Origin of the sequence: Microbacterium sp. SSM24 (assembly GCF_025989145.1) — a bacterium.
Classification (GTDB): Bacteria; Actinomycetota; Actinomycetes; order Actinomycetales; family Microbacteriaceae; genus Microbacterium.
On record NZ_JAPDNQ010000002.1, the window covers coordinates 206,220 to 225,201 of the forward strand.

Annotated in this window: 16 protein-coding genes; 11 read left to right on the forward strand and 5 right to left on the reverse strand. The window is 70.2% G+C overall.

The window, feature by feature from the left end; translation table 11 throughout:
• Positions 1-11 precede the first annotated feature (11 nt).
• Positions 12-1,037 (reverse strand): lipoyl synthase, encoded by a 1,026-nt coding sequence (lipA, locus tag OL358_RS12910; RefSeq protein ID WP_264710478.1) that lies wholly within the window; start codon positions 1,035-1,037, stop codon positions 12-14.
• A complete protein-coding gene (lipB, locus tag OL358_RS12915) occupies positions 1,034-1,672 on the reverse strand; it encodes a lipoyl(octanoyl) transferase LipB (RefSeq protein WP_264710479.1) in 639 nt (212 codons plus the stop codon). The genes lipA and lipB overlap by 4 nt, the downstream gene beginning before the upstream one ends.
• An 87-nt stretch (positions 1,673-1,759) precedes the next feature.
• Between lipB and OL358_RS12920 the strand changes: the two genes are divergently transcribed.
• The 6 genes from OL358_RS12920 (at position 1,760) to OL358_RS12945 (ending at position 8,555) form a co-directional block, all read left to right on the forward strand.
• Complete coding sequence (locus OL358_RS12920; protein ID WP_264710480.1) at positions 1,760-2,755, forward strand: TetR family transcriptional regulator; 996 nt, start codon at positions 1,760-1,762, stop codon at positions 2,753-2,755.
• A gap of 67 nt (positions 2,756-2,822) precedes the next feature.
• Entirely contained in the window at positions 2,823-3,506 is a 684-nt protein-coding gene (locus OL358_RS12925; protein ID WP_264710481.1) for a hypothetical protein, read from the forward strand.
• Positions 3,503-3,994, forward strand: a complete 492-nt coding sequence (locus tag OL358_RS12930) for an RNA polymerase sigma factor (RefSeq protein WP_264710482.1) — start codon at positions 3,503-3,505, stop codon at positions 3,992-3,994. Before OL358_RS12925 ends, OL358_RS12930 begins: the two co-directional genes overlap by 4 nt.
• 65 nt (positions 3,995-4,059) lie before the next feature.
• On the forward strand, positions 4,060-5,616 hold the full coding sequence (ffh, locus tag OL358_RS12935) for a signal recognition particle protein (RefSeq protein ID WP_264710483.1): 1,557 nt from the start codon (positions 4,060-4,062) through the stop codon (positions 5,614-5,616).
• A gap of 105 nt (positions 5,617-5,721) precedes the next feature.
• Positions 5,722-6,882: a hypothetical protein gene (locus OL358_RS12940; protein ID WP_264710484.1), complete on the forward strand. Its 1,161-nt coding sequence runs from the start codon at positions 5,722-5,724 to the stop codon at positions 6,880-6,882.
• A gap of 2 nt (positions 6,883-6,884) precedes the next feature.
• Positions 6,885-8,555, forward strand: a complete 1,671-nt coding sequence (locus OL358_RS12945; RefSeq protein ID WP_264711015.1) for a glycosyltransferase — start codon at positions 6,885-6,887, stop codon at positions 8,553-8,555.
• Here OL358_RS12945 and OL358_RS12950 read toward each other — a convergent pair.
• Positions 8,552-9,712, reverse strand: a complete 1,161-nt coding sequence (locus tag OL358_RS12950; RefSeq protein WP_264710485.1) for a glutamate--cysteine ligase — start codon at positions 9,710-9,712, stop codon at positions 8,552-8,554. The two genes, OL358_RS12945 and OL358_RS12950, sit on opposite strands and share 4 nt — an antisense overlap.
• 261 nt (positions 9,713-9,973) lie before the next feature.
• Here OL358_RS12950 and rpsP point away from each other — a divergent pair, with 261 nt between their 5' ends.
• From rpsP to OL358_RS12970, 4 genes are all read left to right on the forward strand, one after another.
• A complete protein-coding gene (gene rpsP / locus OL358_RS12955; RefSeq protein ID WP_264710486.1) occupies positions 9,974-10,405 on the forward strand; it encodes a 30S ribosomal protein S16 in 432 nt (143 codons plus the stop codon).
• A gap of 4 nt (positions 10,406-10,409) precedes the next feature.
• Positions 10,410-10,640, forward strand: coding sequence for an RNA-binding protein (locus OL358_RS12960; RefSeq protein WP_055965452.1), 231 nt, complete (start codon positions 10,410-10,412; stop codon positions 10,638-10,640).
• Between the two features lies 1 nt (position 10,641).
• Positions 10,642-11,304, forward strand: a complete 663-nt coding sequence (gene rimM / locus OL358_RS12965; protein WP_413631569.1) for a ribosome maturation factor RimM — start codon at positions 10,642-10,644, stop codon at positions 11,302-11,304.
• Between the two features lie 107 nt (positions 11,305-11,411).
• Positions 11,412-15,509 (forward strand): bifunctional nitrate reductase/sulfite reductase flavoprotein subunit alpha, encoded by a 4,098-nt coding sequence (locus OL358_RS12970; RefSeq protein ID WP_264710487.1) that lies wholly within the window; start codon positions 11,412-11,414, stop codon positions 15,507-15,509.
• A 59-nt stretch (positions 15,510-15,568) separates the two neighbouring features.
• Here OL358_RS12970 and OL358_RS12975 read toward each other — a convergent pair whose 3' ends face one another.
• Complete coding sequence (locus tag OL358_RS12975) at positions 15,569-16,990, reverse strand: MFS transporter (RefSeq protein ID WP_264710488.1); 1,422 nt, start codon at positions 16,988-16,990, stop codon at positions 15,569-15,571.
• 164 nt (positions 16,991-17,154) lie between these two features.
• Here OL358_RS12975 and trmD point away from each other — a divergent pair, with 164 nt between their 5' ends.
• On the forward strand, positions 17,155-17,832 hold the full coding sequence (gene trmD, locus OL358_RS12980; RefSeq protein WP_264710489.1) for a tRNA (guanosine(37)-N1)-methyltransferase TrmD: 678 nt from the start codon (positions 17,155-17,157) through the stop codon (positions 17,830-17,832).
• Between the two features lie 4 nt (positions 17,833-17,836).
• On the opposite strand, the gene OL358_RS12985 is transcribed toward trmD, so the two are convergent.
• Entirely contained in the window at positions 17,837-18,982 is a 1,146-nt protein-coding gene (locus OL358_RS12985) for a uroporphyrinogen-III synthase (RefSeq protein ID WP_264710490.1), read from the reverse strand.

The window sequence follows — 18,982 nt, forward strand, 5'->3', positions numbered from 1 at the left end:
CGCCCCGGCGGTCACACCGCCTGGGCGAACCCGCGTTCGACGTGCACGTCCTCGGCGATGTGCGCAAGGTTCGCGGGGATCTCGCGCCCCTTCGACAGCATCGACTGCGCCCAGAGCCGACCGGCGCGATACGACGAGCGCACGAGCGGGCCGGCCAGCACACCGAGGAACCCGATGCGCTCGGCCTCCGTCTTGAACGCGACGAACTCGTCCGGCTTCACCCACCGCGCAACCGGCAGGTGCCGCGGGGAGGGGCGCAGGTACTGCGTGATCGTGATGATGTCCGTGCCGGCCTCATGGAGATCCTGCAGAGCCTGGACGACCTCCCCGGGCTCTTCGCCCATCCCGAGGATCAGGTTGGACTTCGTGATGAGGCCCGCCGCGCGAGCCTGGGTGAGCACGTCGAGCGACCGCTCGTAGCGGAACGCAGGACGGATGCGCTTGAAGATCCGGGGCACCGTCTCGACGTTGTGCGCGAAGACCTCCGGCCTGCTGTCGAACACCTCGTCGAGCAGCGCCGGATCTCCGTTGAAGTCCGTGGCGAGGATCTCGACACCGGTGTTCGGATTCCGGGCGTGGATCTGCCGCACGGTCTCGGCGTGCAGCCACGCGCCGCCGTCGGGCAGGTCGTCGCGGGCGACACCGGTCACCGTCGCGTAGCGCAGGTTCATGCGCACGACGCTCTCGGCGACGCGACGCGGTTCGTCGGTGTCGTAGTCGGCGGGCTTGCCGGTGTCGATCTGGCAGAAGTCGCACCGCCGCGTGCACTGGGACCCGCCGATGAGGAAGGTGGCCTCGCGGTCTTCCCAGCACTCGTAGATGTTCGGGCAGCCCGCCTCCTGGCAGACCGTGTGCAGCTCCTCTGTCTTCACGAGGGAGTGGAGCGCCTGGTACTCGGGGCCTATCCGGGCCTTTGTCTTGATCCACTCGGGTTTGCGTTCGATGGGCGTCTGCGCGTTGCGGACCTCGAGCCGCAGCAGCTTGCGGCCGTCGGGTCCACTCGCGGGGGCGGCTCCCGGCGTCCCGCACGCGCTCATGCCGGCACCGCCGCGAAGTCGGTCCCGAACACGCGCGACACCGTGCCGATGACGTCGCGCGGCGCGACATCCGCCCCGACGATCTCGCTGATCGTGGTGACCCCCGCATCGGTGATCCCGCACGGGATGATCCCGCGGAAGCCGGCGAGCGTGTTGTCGCAGTTCAGCGCGAAGCCGTGCATGGTGACGCCGCGCTGGACGCGCACGCCGATCGCCGCGACCTTGTCCTCGCCCAGCGGCCGACGCACCCAGACGCCGCTGCGACCCTCGACGCGGTAGCCGTCCACCCCGTGCACCCGCAGCGCCTCGATGAGGAGGTGTTCGAGCCGGCGCACGTGCGCGACGACGTCCACCGGCTCGGCGAGCCGCACGATCGGGTACCCGACGAGCTGGCCTGGCCCGTGCCAGGTGATCTTGCCGCCGCGATCGACGTCGACGACCGGTGTGCCGTCGGTGGGGCGTTCGTGGCGGGCGGTGCGCGCTCCCGCCGTGTAGACCGGCTGATGCTCGAGGAGCAGCAGGGTGTCGTCGCGCGCTCCCGCCACCACGTCCGCGTGGATGCGCCGCTGGAGATCCCATCCGTCGAGATAGGGCACGTAGTCGGGGGAGAGGCCCACCGTCTGGATGTCGAGCATCGTGCTCCTTCGCTCGGAGAGATTTCTGGATCGCGTCCAATATTACGCTACGCGCGGCCCGAGGCAGCTCCCGGCTAGCGTGGCTGCATGGGCAGCACGGGACGAGTCGGCAGGCCGAAGGCGTCGTCGAAGGAGACGCTCGCGGAAGCCGCGTGCGAGCTCTTCCTCGAGCAGGGGTTCGAAGCGACGTCGATCGCGGACATCACGACGCGGGCCGGAGTGAGCCGCTCCAGCTTCTTCAACTACTTCGGCTCGAAGTCCGACATCCTGTGGGCGGGTCTGGACGAGAAGATCGCAGCGTTCGAAGCGCGACTGGTTCAGGACGAGAGTGCGGATGCCGCGATCGCCGTGCGCGCGGAGGCCGTGGCCGTGGCGCGCGACTTCGCTCCGGACAGCCTCGCCCTCGGCATCGTGAACGCGGCCGCGATGGGATTGCAGGAGGAGCTGGAGCGCGAAGCATCCTTCCGGCGCTCGCGTATCGCCCGCGCCGTGTCCGAGCGCCTCATCCGCTCGGGCTCCGACCGCCTGCACGCCGAGGTCGCGGGCGCCGCATGGGGCGGGGCGGTGCTCGCGGCGATCGAGGCATGGGCGCACGACGGGGCGGGACGCACGTCGCTGGCGCGGTTCCTCGAACGGGCGGCCGACTCCGCGGCTGCGGCCACGCCGACGTCTCCTGCCGGCGAGGTCGCGCAGCTGCGCGTCGTCGTTCAGGCGTCGGCATTCGAGCAGACCCTCGCCTTCTATCGCGACGTCGTCGGGATGCCCCAGGCCGAGGCGTACGAGGCCGAAGGCGGCGCGCGCGTGGCGATCCTCGCGGCGGGCCGCGCCACGCTGGAGATCGCCAATCCGGCGCAGGTGGACTTCATCGACCGGGTAGAGACGGACGGGGATGCGCCGAGCGACCGCATCCGCCTCGCACTGGAGGTCGCAGACACCGATGCCGCTGTCGCGCGGCTCGACGCCGGAGGCGCCGAGGTCGAGGCATCCGCCCGCGTCACGCCCTGGAACTCGCGCAACGCCCGTCTGCGCGGCCCCGCCGGTCTTCAGCTGACGCTGTTCCAGGAGCTCGGGCCGGGGGAGTGACGGGGTCTCGGACGAAACGCGCGCTGCCGGACACGTACGGAGTGAGACACCCGACGATGGAGGCAGCATGACCCCCGATCTGCTCGATGACCGGCTCGACCGTTCAGCCCCTGCGACGCACGCACCGCGCGCCGCTGACGTGGCGACCATGATCTCGGAGGCGCGGGCGCAGGTCCCGCGGCCCCGCCGGCGGCGGGTGGCCGTCGCCGCCGGCGTGCTCGCCGCCGTGCTCGTGGGCGGCGCCGGCGTCGCCGCCGCGACCGACGGGTTCACGTGGGGGCCATGGGCCCAGGATCCCGTCGGCGCGGTGTCGTTCTCGATGACGAACGGGTTCGACTGCGAGCTCCGGTTCAGCGAGTACGCGGGCGGCTCGGACCCGGGGTTCGTCGCAGACGTCAACCGCGCGCTCGAGGAGTGGTACGGGGCGACGGATGTCGTAGGGAGTGCGCGCGCGCTGATGCCTGCGAAGCTGGCGTACTGGAATGACCTCAAGAGCGAGGATGACCAAGCCGAGCTGGAGCGCCAGCTCGCGGAGCTGTCTCCGCAGGACCGTGCGGCTGCGATCGCGCACAATGCCTGGGTGGACGAGTGGACCGCATGGGAGCTCGCGGTGAGCGATCTCGAGTCCGAGGCGCTTCGTGAGGCAGGCTTCTCGGTTCCGGACGACCGTTTCGTGGGGACCGAGCGCATCAGCGGAATCCAGTGCCTCGACCCCGATGGCCAGCCCTACCTGCCGGGCGGCGATCAGTGAGTCGCGACGAACGTCGGCTGACGTCGGCGCTGAGCGCGGCATCCGCCGACCTCCTCGCGTACCTTCAGCGTCGGGTCGGCCACGACGACGCGCCCGACCTGCTCGGCGAGACGATGGTGGTCGCGTGGCGGCGCGTGGGGGAGCTGCCCGACGACCCGGAGCGCGCCCGCATGTGGCTGTTCGGCATCGCGCGGGGGACCCTCCTCAACCACGCCCGCGGGGAGCATCGCCGGTGGGCGCTGGCCGACCGCATCCGGTCGGCGTCGACGACGGATGCCCCGCCCGCCGACGAGGGACTCGAGGTGCGCGATGCGATCGCCCGCCTCGACCCGGACGATGCGGAGCTCGTGCGCCTCGTCCACTGGGAGCGGATGACGCTCGTGCAGGCCGCCGAGCTCCTCGGCATCCATGACTCGACGGCACGGACGCGCTACGCGCGCGTCAAGGAGCAGCTGCGTGCGGCCCTCGTCTCACCGGTGGAGGTGTGAGAACCGGAACACGTCGGCGGCGACGGCTCCGGAGCCGGTCGAAGGACGCGTAAACTCGGGGGATCATGGCGACTTTCGGCACCCTCTCCGACCGGCTCACCGAGACCTTCCGCAACCTCCGCACCAAGGGCAAGCTCACGCCCGCGGACGTCGACGGCACGGTCCGCGAGATCCGGCGCGCCCTGCTCGACGCCGACGTGGCCCTGCCCGTCGTCAAGGAGTTCACCGCCAAGGTGCGCGAGCGTGCGCTCGGCGACGAGGTCAACCGCGCGCTCAACCCGGCGCAGCAGGTCGTCCAGATCGTCAACGAGGAGCTCGTCGCGATCCTCGGCGGACAGCAGCGCCGCCTGCAGTTCGCGAAGACCCCGCCGACGGTGATCATGCTGGCCGGTCTGCAGGGCTCCGGAAAGACGACGTTTGCGGGCAAGCTCGCGAAGATGCTCGAGAAGGACGGTCACACCCCGCTCCTCATCGCCGCCGACCTTCAGCGTCCGAACGCCGTGAACCAGCTCCAGGTGGTCGCCGAGCGCGCCGGTGCCGCGGTCTACGCGCCCGAGCCCGGCAACGGCGTCGGCGACCCGGTCCAGGTCGCCAAGGACGGCGTCGAGCTCGCGCGCCGGCAGCAGCACGACATCGTCATCATCGACACGGCCGGGCGGCTCGGCGTGGACGCCGAGCTGATGAAGCAGGCCGCCGACATCCGCACCGCGACCGACCCCGACGAGGTGCTGTTCGTCATCGACGCGATGATCGGTCAGGATGCCGTCAACACGGCCAAGGCCTTCCAGGACGGCGTCGACTTCACCGGCGTCGTGCTCTCGAAGCTCGACGGCGACGCGCGCGGCGGCGCCGCGCTGTCGGTCGCATCGATCACCGGTCGCCCCATCATCTTCGCCTCCACCGGCGAAGGACTCGACGACCTCGAGGCGTTCCACCCCGACCGCATGGCGAGCCGCATCCTCGACCTCGGCGACATCCTCACCCTCATCGAGCAGGCCCAGCAGGCCTTCGATGAGGAAGAGGCCATGAAGATGGCCGAGAAGCTCGCGACCGAGACCTTCACGCTCGAGGACTTCCTCGAGCAGATGCAGCAGATGAAGAAGATGGGCTCCATGAAGAAGATGCTGGGGATGCTCCCCGGCATGGGCTCCATGAAGGACCAGCTCGAGAACTTCGACGAGCGAGAGATCGATCGCACCGAGGCCATCATCCGCTCGATGACGCCCGGCGAGCGACGCAACCCGAAGGTGCTCAACGGCTCTCGCCGCCTGCGCATCGCGCGCGGCGCCGGGATGACGGTGACCGACGTGAACCAGCTCGTCCAGCGGTTCGACCAGGCCGCCAAGATGATGAAGACCGTCGCGCGCGGCGGTGTGCCCAACATCCCCGGCATGGGGCCGATCCCCGGAGGCGGCCGTCCCGGCGCCTCGGCGAAGCGCGGCAAGCAGCAGAAGGCGAAGGGGTCGCGATCGGGCAACCCGGCCAAGCGGGCGGCCGAGAACGCCGGTGTCGCGGCGGCTCCGACCGCGCCGACGGGCTCCGGATTCGGTCTGGGCGGTGCGAAGGGCGGGCCGAGCGAGGCCGACCTCGCCGAGCTGCAGAAGATGCTCGGCAAGGGCTGATCCGCTCCTCGCGGGCCCCGCGGCCGTCGGCGTTCGGTACGTTGGAACATGGGCGGTGCACCGCGCCGGCTGGGACGAACGATCTGGGGGGATCGGCAGAGATGAGTGACGACGGCTGAAAGCGTCTTCGCGCGAGACGCACCCCTGTTCGTGGAGAGCGAGTCAGGGCGGATCGAACGGTATCCGCGCAACGCCTGGCTGCGCTGGGGGCTGCGGCTGCTGGCCGCCGTGCCCTTCATCGTCATCGCCGCCTGGTTCCAGATCGCCTCGGGCGGAGACTGGAGCGACACGGCGAACGGAGCGCTGGCGGCGCGGGTCGACGGGCTGCCGTGGGGATCGTCGGATGTCGCGGCGCTCGCTGAGCTCTACCCGATCCTGACCAGTGTCCTCGCCCTCGTCATCCCCGGCGGCGCGCTGGGCCTCGCGATCGCGGGTGCGCTCGTCGGCGGACTCCTGCTCCAGCTGATCGTCCAGTCGATGCAGCGCAAGGAGTTCCCGCAGCCGGTGCGGATCGTCTTCGTCGCGACCCTGGCGCTCACGCCGATGTTCGCCTACGTCATGACGACGAGCTTCGAGGCCGCCCTCGGCCTCACGTTCTTCGGACTCGGGATGGTCGACCTCGTGCGGTTCGTGACCTATGCGAACACGCAGGCCGGCTTCCGCGCGGGACTGCTGTTCGCCTGCTCCGCCCTGTCGGACTCCACCGGTCTCTTCGTCGCGATCGTGGCCGCGCTGGCGGCCGCCTTCCTCGTGCGGTCGAGGTCGGCCTCGCGAGCGGCCAACGCGATCGTCGTCGTGTTCCCCACCCTCGCGCTGATCGGATCGCTGGTCGTGCTCGGCATCGCGTTCCGCCTCGGTCCGCTCGCCATGATCCGCGGGAATCTCGAGTGGGACCCGGCGCGCGCCGCCATCGTCGCGGAGTACCTCCTGAGCCCCTCCGGACTGCTCTATCTCGCGCCGACGATCGTCGTCGTCCTCACCGCGATCGCCCTTCGCTATCCGGGCGTCGGACTGGTCGCGCCTGTCATGACCGCGATGATCCTGCTCGCGTTCATCCTGGGACTCACGCCACCGGGCGTCGCGGGGATCAACTACCTGCTCATGCTCCTCGTGGCCGTGGCCGTCGTCCCGAAGCCGACCACACTCGTCAGCATCCTGCTCGTGTGCACGACGTCGGTGATCCTGTGGGGCATCGGCTGGGCGCAGGCGTTCGACAACGACACCGTGAGCGCCTGGATGGGCACGATCGTCGGAGGTGCGCCGTGACCATGTCGATCGAGATCGATCGCGACCTGCTCGACCCGGACCTGCGAACGACGTACGCGAAGCAGGGCTGGATCCCGGTCAGGCGGACGGATGCCGCGGTGGAGGTCGCGACGACGGCACCCCTGACCCCGCGACGGCGCGCCCGCATCGAGGCGATCGTCGGCGGCCCGATTGAAGAGCGCCTCGTGGAGCAGTCGGAGATCGTGGCCGCGCTGACCGGCGCGCTGCGGTCGGAGTATGCGTCGCAGGCCGCGGACGGGCTCCACCGCATGGACCCGGTGCTGTCGGCGCGCTACGTGCTCTCGACCTCTCAGAAGGTCATCGGCATCGTCCTCGTGCTCCTGGTGGTCGCCTGTGCCGTCGTGTGGCCCGTGGCCACGGTGATGTCGCTGATCGGCATCGCGAGCGTGATCTTCCTGGCGAGCACCCTGTTCAAGTTCTTCATCGCGCTGCGCGGCTCGCGATACGACCTCGTGGCGCATGTGCGCCCCGAGGAGATCGCCGCGCTGCGCGATGCCGAGATGCCCATGTACACGGTGCTCGTGCCGGTGTTCCGCGAAGCGCGCATCGTCGGCCGACTCGTCGAGAATCTCGGACGGCTCGACTACCCGACCGACAAGCTCGAGGTGATCATCCTCGTCGAGGAGGAGGACTCCGAGACCCGGGACGCGATCGCCGTCTCCGATCCGCCCGCGCACTTCCTCGTGGTCACCGTGCCCAAGGGCACGCCGCAGACCAAGCCGCGCGCGTGCAACGTCGGACTCGAGGTCGCGCGCGGGGAATTCCTGGTCATCTATGACGCCGAGGACGCCCCGGAGCCCGATCAGCTCAAGAAGACGGTCGTCGCGTTCTCGCGTGCCGACGATTCGGTGGTCGTCATGCAGGCGGCGCTCAACTACTTCAACGCGCGCGAGAACGTGCTCACCCGGATGTTCGCGCTCGAGTACAGCTATTGGTTCGACTACATGCTGACGGGTCTCGATGTGGGCGACCTGCCGATCCCGCTCGGCGGGACATCCAATCACTTCCGCACGTCGGCGCTGCGGGAGCTGGGCGGATGGGACCCGTACAACGTGACGGAGGATGCCGACCTCGGCATCCGGGCGAGCGCACTCGGCTACCGGGTCGGCGTCGTCGACTCCACGACGATGGAGGAGGCGACCTCGCGGGTCGGCATCTTCATCGGCCAGCGCAGTCGCTGGATCAAGGGCTACATGCAGACCGCGCTGGTGCACGCGCGCCGGCCGTTCCGGCTGATCCGCCGGATCGGACTGCGGAGGTTCGCGTCGTTCACGCTCCTCATCGCCGGCACACCGCTGACGTTCCTCGGAGTGATCCCCTTCACAGCCTTGACCATCGTGTCGTTCCTGATCCCGTGGGCGAGCATCACGCCGGCGTTCCCGCCGGCGATCCTGTGGATCTGCCTGCTGAACTTCCTCGTCGGCAACGCGCTGATGGTCTACCTGAACATGATGGGGCCGTACAAGCGCGGCGCCTTCTGGCTCGTGGGATGGGCGGTCCTCAACCCCGTCTACTGGCTGCTGCACTCGCTCGCGTCGTACAAGGCGCTGTGGCAGCTCATCACGAAGCCCCACTACTGGCAGAAGACCGAGCACGGGATGTCGCACTTCACCATCGAGGGAGTAGCGGGACCGGCGCCCGCGGAGTCCTAGGCCGTGCCCGCGAGGTGATCGCGGAGCGTGGGTCCCGAGCGGAACTCGCGGATGAGGTGACGCACGACCTCGCGCAGATCGCCGTCCGCGGCATCCGCCACCACGAGCTGTCGTGCGTAGCTGGCGCCCTGGGTGAGGATCGTCTCGACGCCCGCCAGTTCGCGCGAGCACTTCAGCTCGACCGCGATGTCGGCGACGCGCGCGAGCGTCTCGCGCAGGTGCTCGGCGACGGGCCTCTGCGTGCCCGCCCTGTCCACGATGATGCGGGCGTCGAGACCGTACCGGGCGGCGCGCCACTTGTTCTCGCGGACGAACCACGGCTGGAGGGTCGGCAGCGTTCGTCCCTCGTCGAGCTCACGGGAGAAGTGCTCGACGAGAACCTGGACGAGGGCGGCGATCGCCGCCAGTTCGGGGAGCGTCGACATGCCGTCGCACGCGCGCACTTCGATCGTGCCCCAGCGGGGAGCGGGACGGATGTCCCAGCGCACCTCGGTCGCGTCCTCCATCACGCCGGTGCCCACCAGATCGTCGAGGTAGGCCTCGAACTGCGCCCAGTCCTCCAGCGGCCAGGGCAGACCCGCGGTGGGCAGCTGCTGGAACACCAGCGACCGGTTCGACGCGTACCCCGTGCGGTCTCCCGCCCAGAACGGGCTCGATGCCGAGAGCGCCTGCAGGTGGGGGAGGTACACGGCGAGGGCGTTGATGATCGGGAACACCTTGTCGACGTCGTCGACCCCGACGTGGACGTGGATTCCCCAGATCATCATGTTGCGGCCCCACCACTGGGTGCGCTCGATGAGCTTGTGGTACCGCGTCTTGTCGGTGACCTGCTGGTCGTACCACTGCGCGAACGGGTGGCTTCCCGCGCACAGCAGCTCGACGCCGAGGGGCGTGGTCTCGGTGCGCACCGCGGCGATCGCATCGGCGATGTCGTCGACGGCCGCCGCGACGGTGTCGCCGATGCCGCTCGTCACCTCGACGGTGTTCGTCAGCAGCTCGCCGGTCACGGTGTATCGCTCGAGGGCGGTCCTCTCCTCGAGGTCGGCGAGCACCTCGGGCGCGCGGGGCGCCAGATCGCCGGTCTCGCCATCGGCGAGCATGAGCTCCCACTCGAGCCCGACGGACGAACGGGCGGATGTCGCGAAGGGCACCGTCATGGCCACATTGTGGCATGCAGCGCACCTGAGACGGGCGGTTCGCGGCATGGTGAGTCATCTGGTGGGCCGGGGGATGGACACGCTGCGCGACCGGTCCCGAGGGCCGGTTCGCGGGGGGCCTCGCGATCTGGCAGAATAGAGGGTCGGATCACCCTCTCGACCCTCTATCCGGAGGGGAGATCCTCCTCAGAGCTTCCGCCGGGTGTGCACCCCACGCTCCAGGCGATCGGTTCGTTCACTTCCCACACATTCAGGAGAATCGTGGCTGTCAAGATCCGTCTCAAGCGACTCGGAAAGATCCGCGCGCCCTACTACCGCATCGTCGTCGCCGACTCGCGCACCAAGCGCGACGGTCGCGTCATCGAGGAGATCGGCAAGTACCACCCGACCGAGCAGCCCTCGTTCATCGAGGTCGACTCGGAGCGTGCGCAGTACTGGCTGAGCGTCGGCGCGCAGCCGACCGAGCAGGTGCTCGTGCTCCTCAAGCTCACCGGCGACTGGGGCACCTTCAAGGGCGACAAGAACGCCGTCTCGACCGTGCAGACGCGCGAAGCGAAGGCTGCCTTCGAGATCGACTCCTCGAAGAAGTCGGTCATCAAGCCCAAGGCTGAGAAGAAGGCCGAGGAGCCCGTTGCGGCTCCCGCCGACGAGGCGACCGACGCGGCCGATGAGGCCGCCGAGTCCGCCGAGTAATCCGTTGCTGGCCGCCGCGCTCGAGCACGTCGTCAAGGGGATCGTCGATCACCCCGACGCCGTGCGCATCGACTCGTCCACGTCGCCGCGAGGCGACGTTCTCGAGGTGCACGTCCACCCCGATGACCGGGGTCGCGTGATCGGGCGCGGCGGCCGTACGGCCAAAGCCCTGCGCACCCTCATCAGCGCGCTCGCCGACGGCCGGCGCGTGCGCGTCGACGTCGCGGACGACTGAGGTGGCAGGCGACACGAACGAGCCGGGTGAGAGCCCGGACAGCTCAGCGAAGGCATCCGCCCCGTCCGGCAAGACGCAGCTGCGCGTCGGACGTCTGGTGAAGGCCCACGGCCTCAAGGGCGCCATCAAGCTCGAGCTCTACACCGACGACCCCGAGGGCCGTTTCGCCCCCGGCGCCACGTTCACGCTCCAGGTGCCCGAGGCATCGCCGTGGCACGGCAAGCCGCTCACGGTGCGCGAGTTCCGCTGGATGAACAGTCACCCCGTCGCGTTCTTCGAGGGCGTCGACGACCGGGCCGGCGCCGAGGAGCTGATCCGCGCGATCCTCTGGATCGACCAGGACACCGACGCCGCCCCCACCGAAGACGACGCGTGGTTCGATCACCAGCTCGTCGGTCTCGACGTGGTGCGCGACGGCGTCACCGTGGGGCGCGTCATCCGCGTCGACCACATGCCCGCGCAGGACCTCCTCATCGTGCGCACGACTCCGGATGCCGCGCACGGCGAGCCCCAGGAGATCCTGGTGCCCTTCGTGAAGGCGATCGTGCCCGAGGTCGACATCACCGCGGGCCGGGTCGTGGTGACGCCGCCTGCGGGTCTCTTCGAGGAGATCCCCGGCGCCGACGACGCGGAGCCGCGCGACGAGGACTCCGCCGACGCCTGAGGCGCGGCATCCGCTCACTCACGCCCGCCGACCGGCGTGAGCGCGATGTGATCCGCCGGTAACACCGCACACGACCGCGTGGAACATCGGTCGGCGATCATCGGGGCATGGCCACGATCGCACGCCCGGCGGAGCCCGCCTCGGGCGCGCCGGTGGGCGAGCTGCGCACCGTGTGCTCGTATTGCGGGGTCGGCTGCGGCATCTCGGTGTTGCCCGCCGACGCGGGCTCCCTCGCCAGAGCGGTGGGCGACAAGGCGCACCCCGCGAACGCGGGACGGCTCTGCACGAAGGGTGCGACGCACGTCGATCTGATGCACGCGCCCGGACGGATGACGACGGCGTTCGTGCGACCCGCGCGGGGCGAGGATGCCGTCCCGGTGCCCCACGGCACGGCGATCGCCGAGGCAGGCCGCCGGCTGCGCGCCATCGTCGACGAGCACGGCCCCGACTCCGTCGCGCTGTACGTGTCGGGACAGATGTCGATCGAAGCGCAGTACCTCTCGAACAAGCTCGTCAAGGGGTATCTGCGCGGCCTTCACATCGAGTCGAACTCGCGGCTGTGCATGGCGTCGGCGGGCACGGGTTACAAGCAGTCGCTCGGAGCCGACGGGCCTCCGGGCTCGTACGAGGACTTCGACGCGGCCGACCTGTTCTTCGTCATCGGCTCGAACATGGCCGACTGTCACCCGATCCTCTTCCTGCGGATGGCGGATCGGCTGAAGCAGGGCGCGAAGCTCATCGTGGTGGATCCACGACGGACCGCAACGGCCGAGCGTGCCGACCTGTACCTGCCGATCCGGCCCGGCACCGATCTCGCGCTGCTGAATGGGCTCCTCCATCTCCTCGTCGACGGCGGCGCGATCGACGCCGACTTCATCGCAGAGCACACCGAGGGCTGGGAGGCGATGCCCGCGTTCCTCGCCGACTACACACCTCAGGCGGTGGCGCGCGCGACCGGTCTCGCCGAGGACGACATCCGCACCGCTGCGCGCTGGATCGCCGAGGCGGGCGAGTGGATGTCGCTGTGGACGATGGGTCTGAACCAGTCGACGCAGGGGACATGGCACACCAACGCGATCTGCAACCTTCACCTCGCGACGGGCGCGATCTGCCGGACCGGCAGCGGGCCGTTCTCGCTGACGGGTCAGCCCAACGCCATGGGCGGACGCGAGATGGGCTACATGGGGCCAGGGCTCCCCGGCCAGCGCGCGGTGTTCGACGCCGGCGACCGAGCGTTCGTCGAGGACGTGTGGGGGCTCCCCGCCGGCACGATCCGCCCGGAGGCGGGTACGGGCACGATCGAGCTGTACCGGTCGATGGCGGCCGGCGATATCAAGGCCGCGTGGATCATCTGCACGAACCCGGTCGCGTCGGTCGCGAACCGCCGCACGGTGATCGAGGGGCTCGAGGCCGCCGAACTGGTCATCGCGCAGGACGTCTTCACCGAGACCGCCACCAACGCGTATGCCGACATCCTGCTGCCCGCCACCCTGTGGGTCGAGTCCGAGGGCGTCATGACGAGCAGCGACCGCACGATGACCCTCGTGCCGCGCGCCATCGACCCTCCCGGCGACGCGCATCCCGACTGGCTCACGATCTGCCTCGTGGCGCGCGCGATGGGATTCGACGAGGGGTTCGGCTTCGCCAGTGCAGAAGAGGTCTTCGACGAGATCCGGCGGTTCTGGAACCCGAAGACCGGATGGGACGTGCGCGGCGTCGGCTACGAACGGCTGCGCCGCGGTCCCGTGCAGTGGCCCGCGCCACCCGACGACGCGGAGGCGCGGCATCCGATCCGCTATCTCAACGACGGCAGAAGCCAGAGCCTGCACCGGGAGGCCGACGGGACGGTGCCGCGCCTCGCGTTCGCAACGCCGTCCCGCCGCGCGCAGTTCTTCGCGCGACCGCATCTCGGGCCGAGGGAGCTGCCGGACGACGACTTCCCCTGGATCCTCAACACCGGTCGGCTGCAGCACCAGTGGCACACGATGACGAAGACCGGCAGAGTCGGCAAGCTCGTCAAGCTGAACCCCGACCCGTTCGTCGAGATCCACCCGCAGGACGCACAGGCGCAGGCGATCTCCGCCGGTGACCTCGTCGAGGTCGCCTCCCGCAGAGGGCGGGTCGTGCTGCCCGCGGTGGTGACCGATCGCGTGCGCCCCGGATGCTGCTTCGCGCCGTTCCACTGGAACGACGAGCACGGCGAGTACCTCACGGTCAACGCGGTCACCAGCGACGCGGTGGATCCTGCGTCGCTGCAGCCGGAGTTCAAATACGCCGCCGTGTCGCTGCGGCGCGTCGGCCCCGGCCCGAGCAGCGCGCCGGGCGACGCGAACGAGCGGATGCCGCATCCCGGCGACGCGCACGCGGTCCTCGCGGGCGTCGTCGGTCAGGCGCCGCCCGCCCTGGACGAGGCCGAGAGAGCGTATGTGTCGGGCTTCCTCAGGGCACTGGAGGTCGCTCCCGTCGAAACGGGGATGGTGCCGGTGCTGCCGGCGTCCGCGCCGCTGGGCGCCGCTCCGAGGGCCTGGCTGGACGGGGTGCTCGCGGGACTGTACTCACGGGCGCCGCGGGGCTCCGGGCAGACCGCCGACGTGCCCGGCGCGGTCACCGTGCTCTGGGGATCGCAGACCGGCAATGCCGAGGAGGTCGCCGTCACCTGCGCGGCGACCCTGACGTCGCGGGGCATCCCGGCACGGACGGTGAGCATGGTCGACATGTCCCTCACCGAACTGTCGGCCGCGCGTCGCGTCCTCGTGGTGACGTCGACCTTCGGCGACGGCGGTCCGCCCGACAACGCCACCGACCTGTGGACCGCGCTCAACAGCGACGTCGCCCCGACGCTCGGCGGCCTCGACTACGCCGTGTTCGCGATCGGCGACCCGAGCTACGACGACTTCTGCGGCCACGGACGCAGCATCGATGAGCGCCTCAGCGCGCTGGGGGCGACCGCGCTGCTCCCGCGCGTGGACTGCGAGCCGGACTACGCCGAGCCCGCGGCCGCGTGGCTCGACCGGGTGATCGCGACGTTCGCCGAGGAAGCGGCATCCGTCCCGACCGTCGCCGCCGCGGCACCGCCGACCCGACGCCTCTTCACCCGCGCGAACCCGGTGCGCGCCGCGCTCGTGACCAACACGCTGCTCAGCGGCGCCGGGTCGGCGAAGGAGGTGCGCCAGTTCGGCTTCGACCTGTCGCACGCGGGAGTTGCGTACGAAGCGGGCGACTCGCTCGGCGTCGTGGCCCCGAACTCCCCGTCCACCGTGGCGGAGTGGCTCGAGGTGACAGGCCTGGGCGCCCGGGAGATCGTCGATCTCGACGGCGAGGAGCGATTCCTCGGCGATGCCCTCGCGACCGCCCTCGACATCACCCGCATCACGCCGGACCTGCTCGCGTTCGTGGCCGAGCACAACCCCGATCCGGAGCTGAGCACCCTGCTGCGCCGCGAGAACAAGGGGCGCCTCGAGCAGTTCCTGTGGAGCATGCACGCGGCGGACCTCCTGCGCGCCTTTCCGCCACGGGCCAGTGCCGAGGAATGGATGCCGGTCCTCAAGCGCCTGCAGCCGCGGCAGTACTCGATCTCGTCGAGCCCGAAGACGAGCCCCGACGAGGTGCAGCTGACGGTCTCGGTCGTGCGATTCGAGACCGAGACCGGGCGTCGGCGCGGGGGTGTCGCCTCGTCGTTCCTCGCGGATGTCGCCGCCGACTCCCCGCCTCCCATCTATCTGCAGAAGTCGCCGCACTTCCGTGTTCCCGCCGACCCGGGTGCGCCGATGATCATGATCGGTCCCGGCACCGGCGTCGCCCCTTTCCGCGGATTCCTGCACGACCGACGGGCGGACGGCCACACCGGGCGCAACTGGCTGTTCTTCGGCGAGCAGCACGCCACGAGCGATTTCTACTACCGCGAAGAGCTCGAAGGCATGCACGAGGACGGGTTCCTCACACGGCTGGACCTCGCGTTCTCGCGCGATCAGCGGCAGAAGATCTACGTGCAGGACCGCATGGAGGAGCACGGCGTCGAGCTGTGGCGCTGGCTGCAGGACGGCGCTCACCTCTACGTGTGCGGCGATGCGAGCCGTATGGCGAAGGACGTGGACGACACCCTCGCGACGATCGCGCAGCGGCACGGCGGACTGTCGCGCGAGGCGGCGGCGGAGTACCGCAAGTCGCTCGTCGCGCAGAAGCGCTACGTCCGCGACGTGTACTGACCCGCTCGCGCGCGAAGCGGCCGCACCCGGAGTGGGTGCGGCCGCGTCGGCGAAGGGGGTCAGATGCGCTGCAGCGCGAGCGAGCGACGCGGCACGACGTACACCAGGATGGTCAGGACCATGAGCCCGACGTACGCGGTGACGAAGCCGTAGAACGCCGCCGTGTAGCCGCCCGTCGCGAGCTGCGATGCGTTGAGGACCTGCGGCACCAGGAAGCCGCCGTATGCCCCGATCGCCGACACGAGCCCGAGCGCGGCCGCGGCCTTGCGCTGCACCCTGACGCCTTCGGGCGTGCCCGGCACGGCACCTGTGGCCAGCCCGCGCGCCGCGAAGATGCTCGGGATCATCCGGTACGTCGAGCCGTTGCCCATGCCCGTGGCTGCGAACAGCACGAGGAAGCACGCGAGGAAGATCCAGAAGTTCTGGAGCGACAGTGTCCAGATCAGCGAGAGGGCGCCGAGAGCCATCACCGAGAACGCGACCACCGTCACGCGCGCGCCGCCGAAGCGGTCGGCGAGACGCCCGCCGTACGGGCGGGCGAGCGAACCGACGAGCGCGCCCAGGAACGCGAGGGACACGGCGGCCTGGCCGACCTGGAAGGTCGAGAACGTCGGGAACTGGTCGGCGATCAGCTTCGGGAAGACACTGGCGAAGCCGATGAACGAACCGAAGGTCCCGATGTAGAGCAGGGCCATGAGCCACAGATGCGGCTCGCGGAGCGCCGCGGCCGAGCCCGCGAAGTCGGCCTTCGCCGACGACAGGTTGTCCATGTACCGCCACGCGCCCCAGATCGCGACGAGGATGAGCGGGATCCACATCCATCCCGCGAGGGCGATGTTCAGGCTCGCGCCGGCTCCGATCGTCACGACGATCGGCACGGCGAACTGCGCGACCGACGTGCCGAGATTTCCGCCGGCGGCATTGAGCCCCAGCGCCCAGCCCTTCTCCCGCTGAGGGAAGAAGTAGGTGATGTTCGCCATCGAGCTCGCGAAGTTGCCTCCGCCGACTCCGCCGAGCGCGGCGACGAGCAGGAGCACTCCGAAGGGCGTCTCGGGGTTGGACACCACGATCCCCAGCAGCACCGCCGGGATGAGGAGCAGCGCCGCCGACACGATGGTCCAGTTGCGGCCGCCGAAGATCGCGACCATGAACGTGTACGGGAACCGAAGCGTCGCTCCGACGAGGCTCGGGACCGAGATCAGCCAGAACAGCTGCGAGCTGGTGAGATCGAAGCCCGCCGAGGGCAGCATCACGACGACGATGCTCCACAGCTGCCAGATGATGAAGCCGAGGAACTCCGCGAAGATCGACCAGCCGAGGTTGCGTCGCGCGATCGCTCGCCCGCCGGACTGCCAGAACGCGGTGTCCTCGGGGTTCCAGCCGTCGATCCAGCGGCCGCGGCGGTGAACGAGTTCGACGGGTGCTGCCGCGTGCGGCGGCGCCTCGACCTCGGTCGCGGTTGCACTGACGGTCGTGGTCATGACGCCTCCTGTGGTGAAGTGTGCCTTCACCGTATGAAGGGCGTGTTTCCGGCCCTCGACCCGCGCGGTTACTTCTGGGTCAAGGTTCGATCACCGCCGTGCGCGGGTCGGGTGAGGGTCCGGTCACACGTCGGAAACATGACCGGATGCCTAGACTCGAAACCATGCGCGTCGACATCGTCACGATCTTCCCGGCGTTCTTCGACGTGCTCGACGTGTCGCTCATCGGCAAGGCCCGTGACCGCGGCATCCTCGACCTGCGCGTGCACGATCTGCGCGACTGGACGCACGACCGTCACCGCACCGTCGACGACACGCCGTACGGCGGGGGAGCGGGCATGGTCATGAAGCCCGAGCCCTGGGGCGAGGCCCTCGACGAGGTGCTCTCCGACGACGCGGTGCTGCTGGTCCCGTCGCCGGCAGGCGAGCGGTTCACCCAGTCGATGGCGCGGGAACTGGCCCAGGAGCAGCACCTCGTGTTCGCCTGCGGACGCTACGAGGGCATTGATCAGCGCGTCGTGGACCACTATGCGGCGCGCGGTCGCGTCCGGCTGGTGAGCCTCGGCGACTACGTGCTCAACGGCGGCGAGGTCGCCGCGATGGCCGTCGTCGAGGCGGTGTCCCGGCTCGTGCCTGGAGTGGTCGGCAATCCCGAGAGCCTCGTCGAGGAATCGCATGAGGACGGGTTGCTGGAGTACCCGAGCTACACCAAGCCCGCCCAGTGGCGCGGTCACGAGGTGCCGCCGATCCTGCTGAGCGGCAACCACGGCGCGATCGCGGCGTGGCGTCGCGATCAGAGTCTCGAGCGGACGCGCACCCACCGGCCGGACCTGCTGCCCTGAGCAGTCAGGCGGATGTCTCGGCGGGATCGAGCACGTTGAGCCGGTAGCCGCGCTTGACGACGGTTTTGATCAGGTCCGGCACGCTGAGCGCCTCGCGCACGCGCGCGACCGCCATCTCGACGGCATGGGTGTTCTCGTTCGACCGGGGAAGTGCGCTCTGGAGGCGCTGCCGGGAGACGACCCCGCCACCGGCCTCGAACAGCGCGGCGAGCACGTCGGCACCGGTGCGCGAGAGCGGCACGTGGATGCCGTCGAGAACGGCGCCCGAGCTGCGGAGCTCGAGTCGCCCCGCGGTGGTCGGCAGCGAGGCGGTGTGGCCCCCTCCGAAGTGCGTCACGACGGCGCGCACGAGCGAGCCGAGGCGCCCGCGCTCCGCGATGAGCGGCGTGATGCCGACGTCGACCAGCGGTCCCGCCGTGATGGGTCCGACCGCGGCCATGAGGACGCGCCCCGTCCGCGTGAGCGCGACGATGTCGTCGAGGACGCCCTCGCGCGCCGCGGCGGCGAGCCATTCGGCGGCGCCGGGGGCCGACGTGAAGAGCACCGCATCGACGTCTCCCTGGGCTGTGGCGGTGACCGATCGGCAGACCGCGACGGCGTCGGGCGGTGGTCCCCACCGGTAGACGGTGAGACTGACGACGTCCGCGCCGGCGTCCGCGAAGAGCTCGTCGAGCCCGTCGGCGCCCGAGCCGTGATGCTGCACGGCGATGCGGCGACCGCCGACCCCCTCCGCGAGCAGGTACTCGCCGAGCTCGGTGGAGGTCTCCGACTCCGCCACCCAGTCGGCCGTGAGGCCCGCCTGCTGGATGGCACCGCGCGCCTTAGGACCGCGGGCGACGATCTGCGCGCCATCGAGCGCAGCCTGCAGCTCGTCCAGGAGCCCCGCCTCGTCGGCGGCCTCCATCCACCCGCGGAATCCCACACCGGTCGTCGCCACGACGACCTCGGGCGGGTGCGCGATCAGTTCGCGGGTCCTCGCGATCAGCGCGTCGTCGTCGATGTGCGGAACGATCGTCAGGGCCGGGGCGTGGCGCACCGTCGCTCCATGACGCTCGAGGGCGGCCGCGAGTTCGAGGGATCTCCGGTCCACGGCGATCACGAACGTGCAGCCGTCGAGAGCGGCGGAGAGCGCGGGACGTGCGGCCGTCAC

What these genes read in the sequence shown, in the direction of transcription:
- OL358_RS12970 (WP_264710487.1), top strand. Translation starts at nt 11,412, where the DNA reads ATGGCCACGATCGCACGCCCGGCGGAGCCCGCCTCGGGCGCGCCGGTG.
- OL358_RS12945 (WP_264711015.1), top strand. Translation starts at nt 6,885, where the DNA reads ATGTCGATCGAGATCGATCGCGACCTGCTCGACCCGGACCTGCGAACG.
- trmD (WP_264710489.1), top strand. Translation starts at nt 17,155, where the DNA reads ATGCGCGTCGACATCGTCACGATCTTCCCGGCGTTCTTCGACGTGCTC.
- OL358_RS12975 (WP_264710488.1), bottom strand. Translation starts at nt 16,990, where the DNA reads ATGACCACGACCGTCAGTGCAACCGCGACCGAGGTCGAGGCGCCGCCG.
- OL358_RS12950 (WP_264710485.1), bottom strand. Translation starts at nt 9,712, where the DNA reads ATGACGGTGCCCTTCGCGACATCCGCCCGTTCGTCCGTCGGGCTCGAG.
- OL358_RS12925 (WP_264710481.1), top strand. Translation starts at nt 2,823, where the DNA reads ATGACCCCCGATCTGCTCGATGACCGGCTCGACCGTTCAGCCCCTGCG.
- lipA (WP_264710478.1), bottom strand. Translation starts at nt 1,037, where the DNA reads ATGAGCGCGTGCGGGACGCCGGGAGCCGCCCCCGCGAGTGGACCCGAC.
- lipB (WP_264710479.1), bottom strand. Translation starts at nt 1,672, where the DNA reads ATGCTCGACATCCAGACGGTGGGCCTCTCCCCCGACTACGTGCCCTAT.
- OL358_RS12920 (WP_264710480.1), top strand. Translation starts at nt 1,760, where the DNA reads ATGGGCAGCACGGGACGAGTCGGCAGGCCGAAGGCGTCGTCGAAGGAG.
- ffh (WP_264710483.1), top strand. Translation starts at nt 4,060, where the DNA reads ATGGCGACTTTCGGCACCCTCTCCGACCGGCTCACCGAGACCTTCCGC.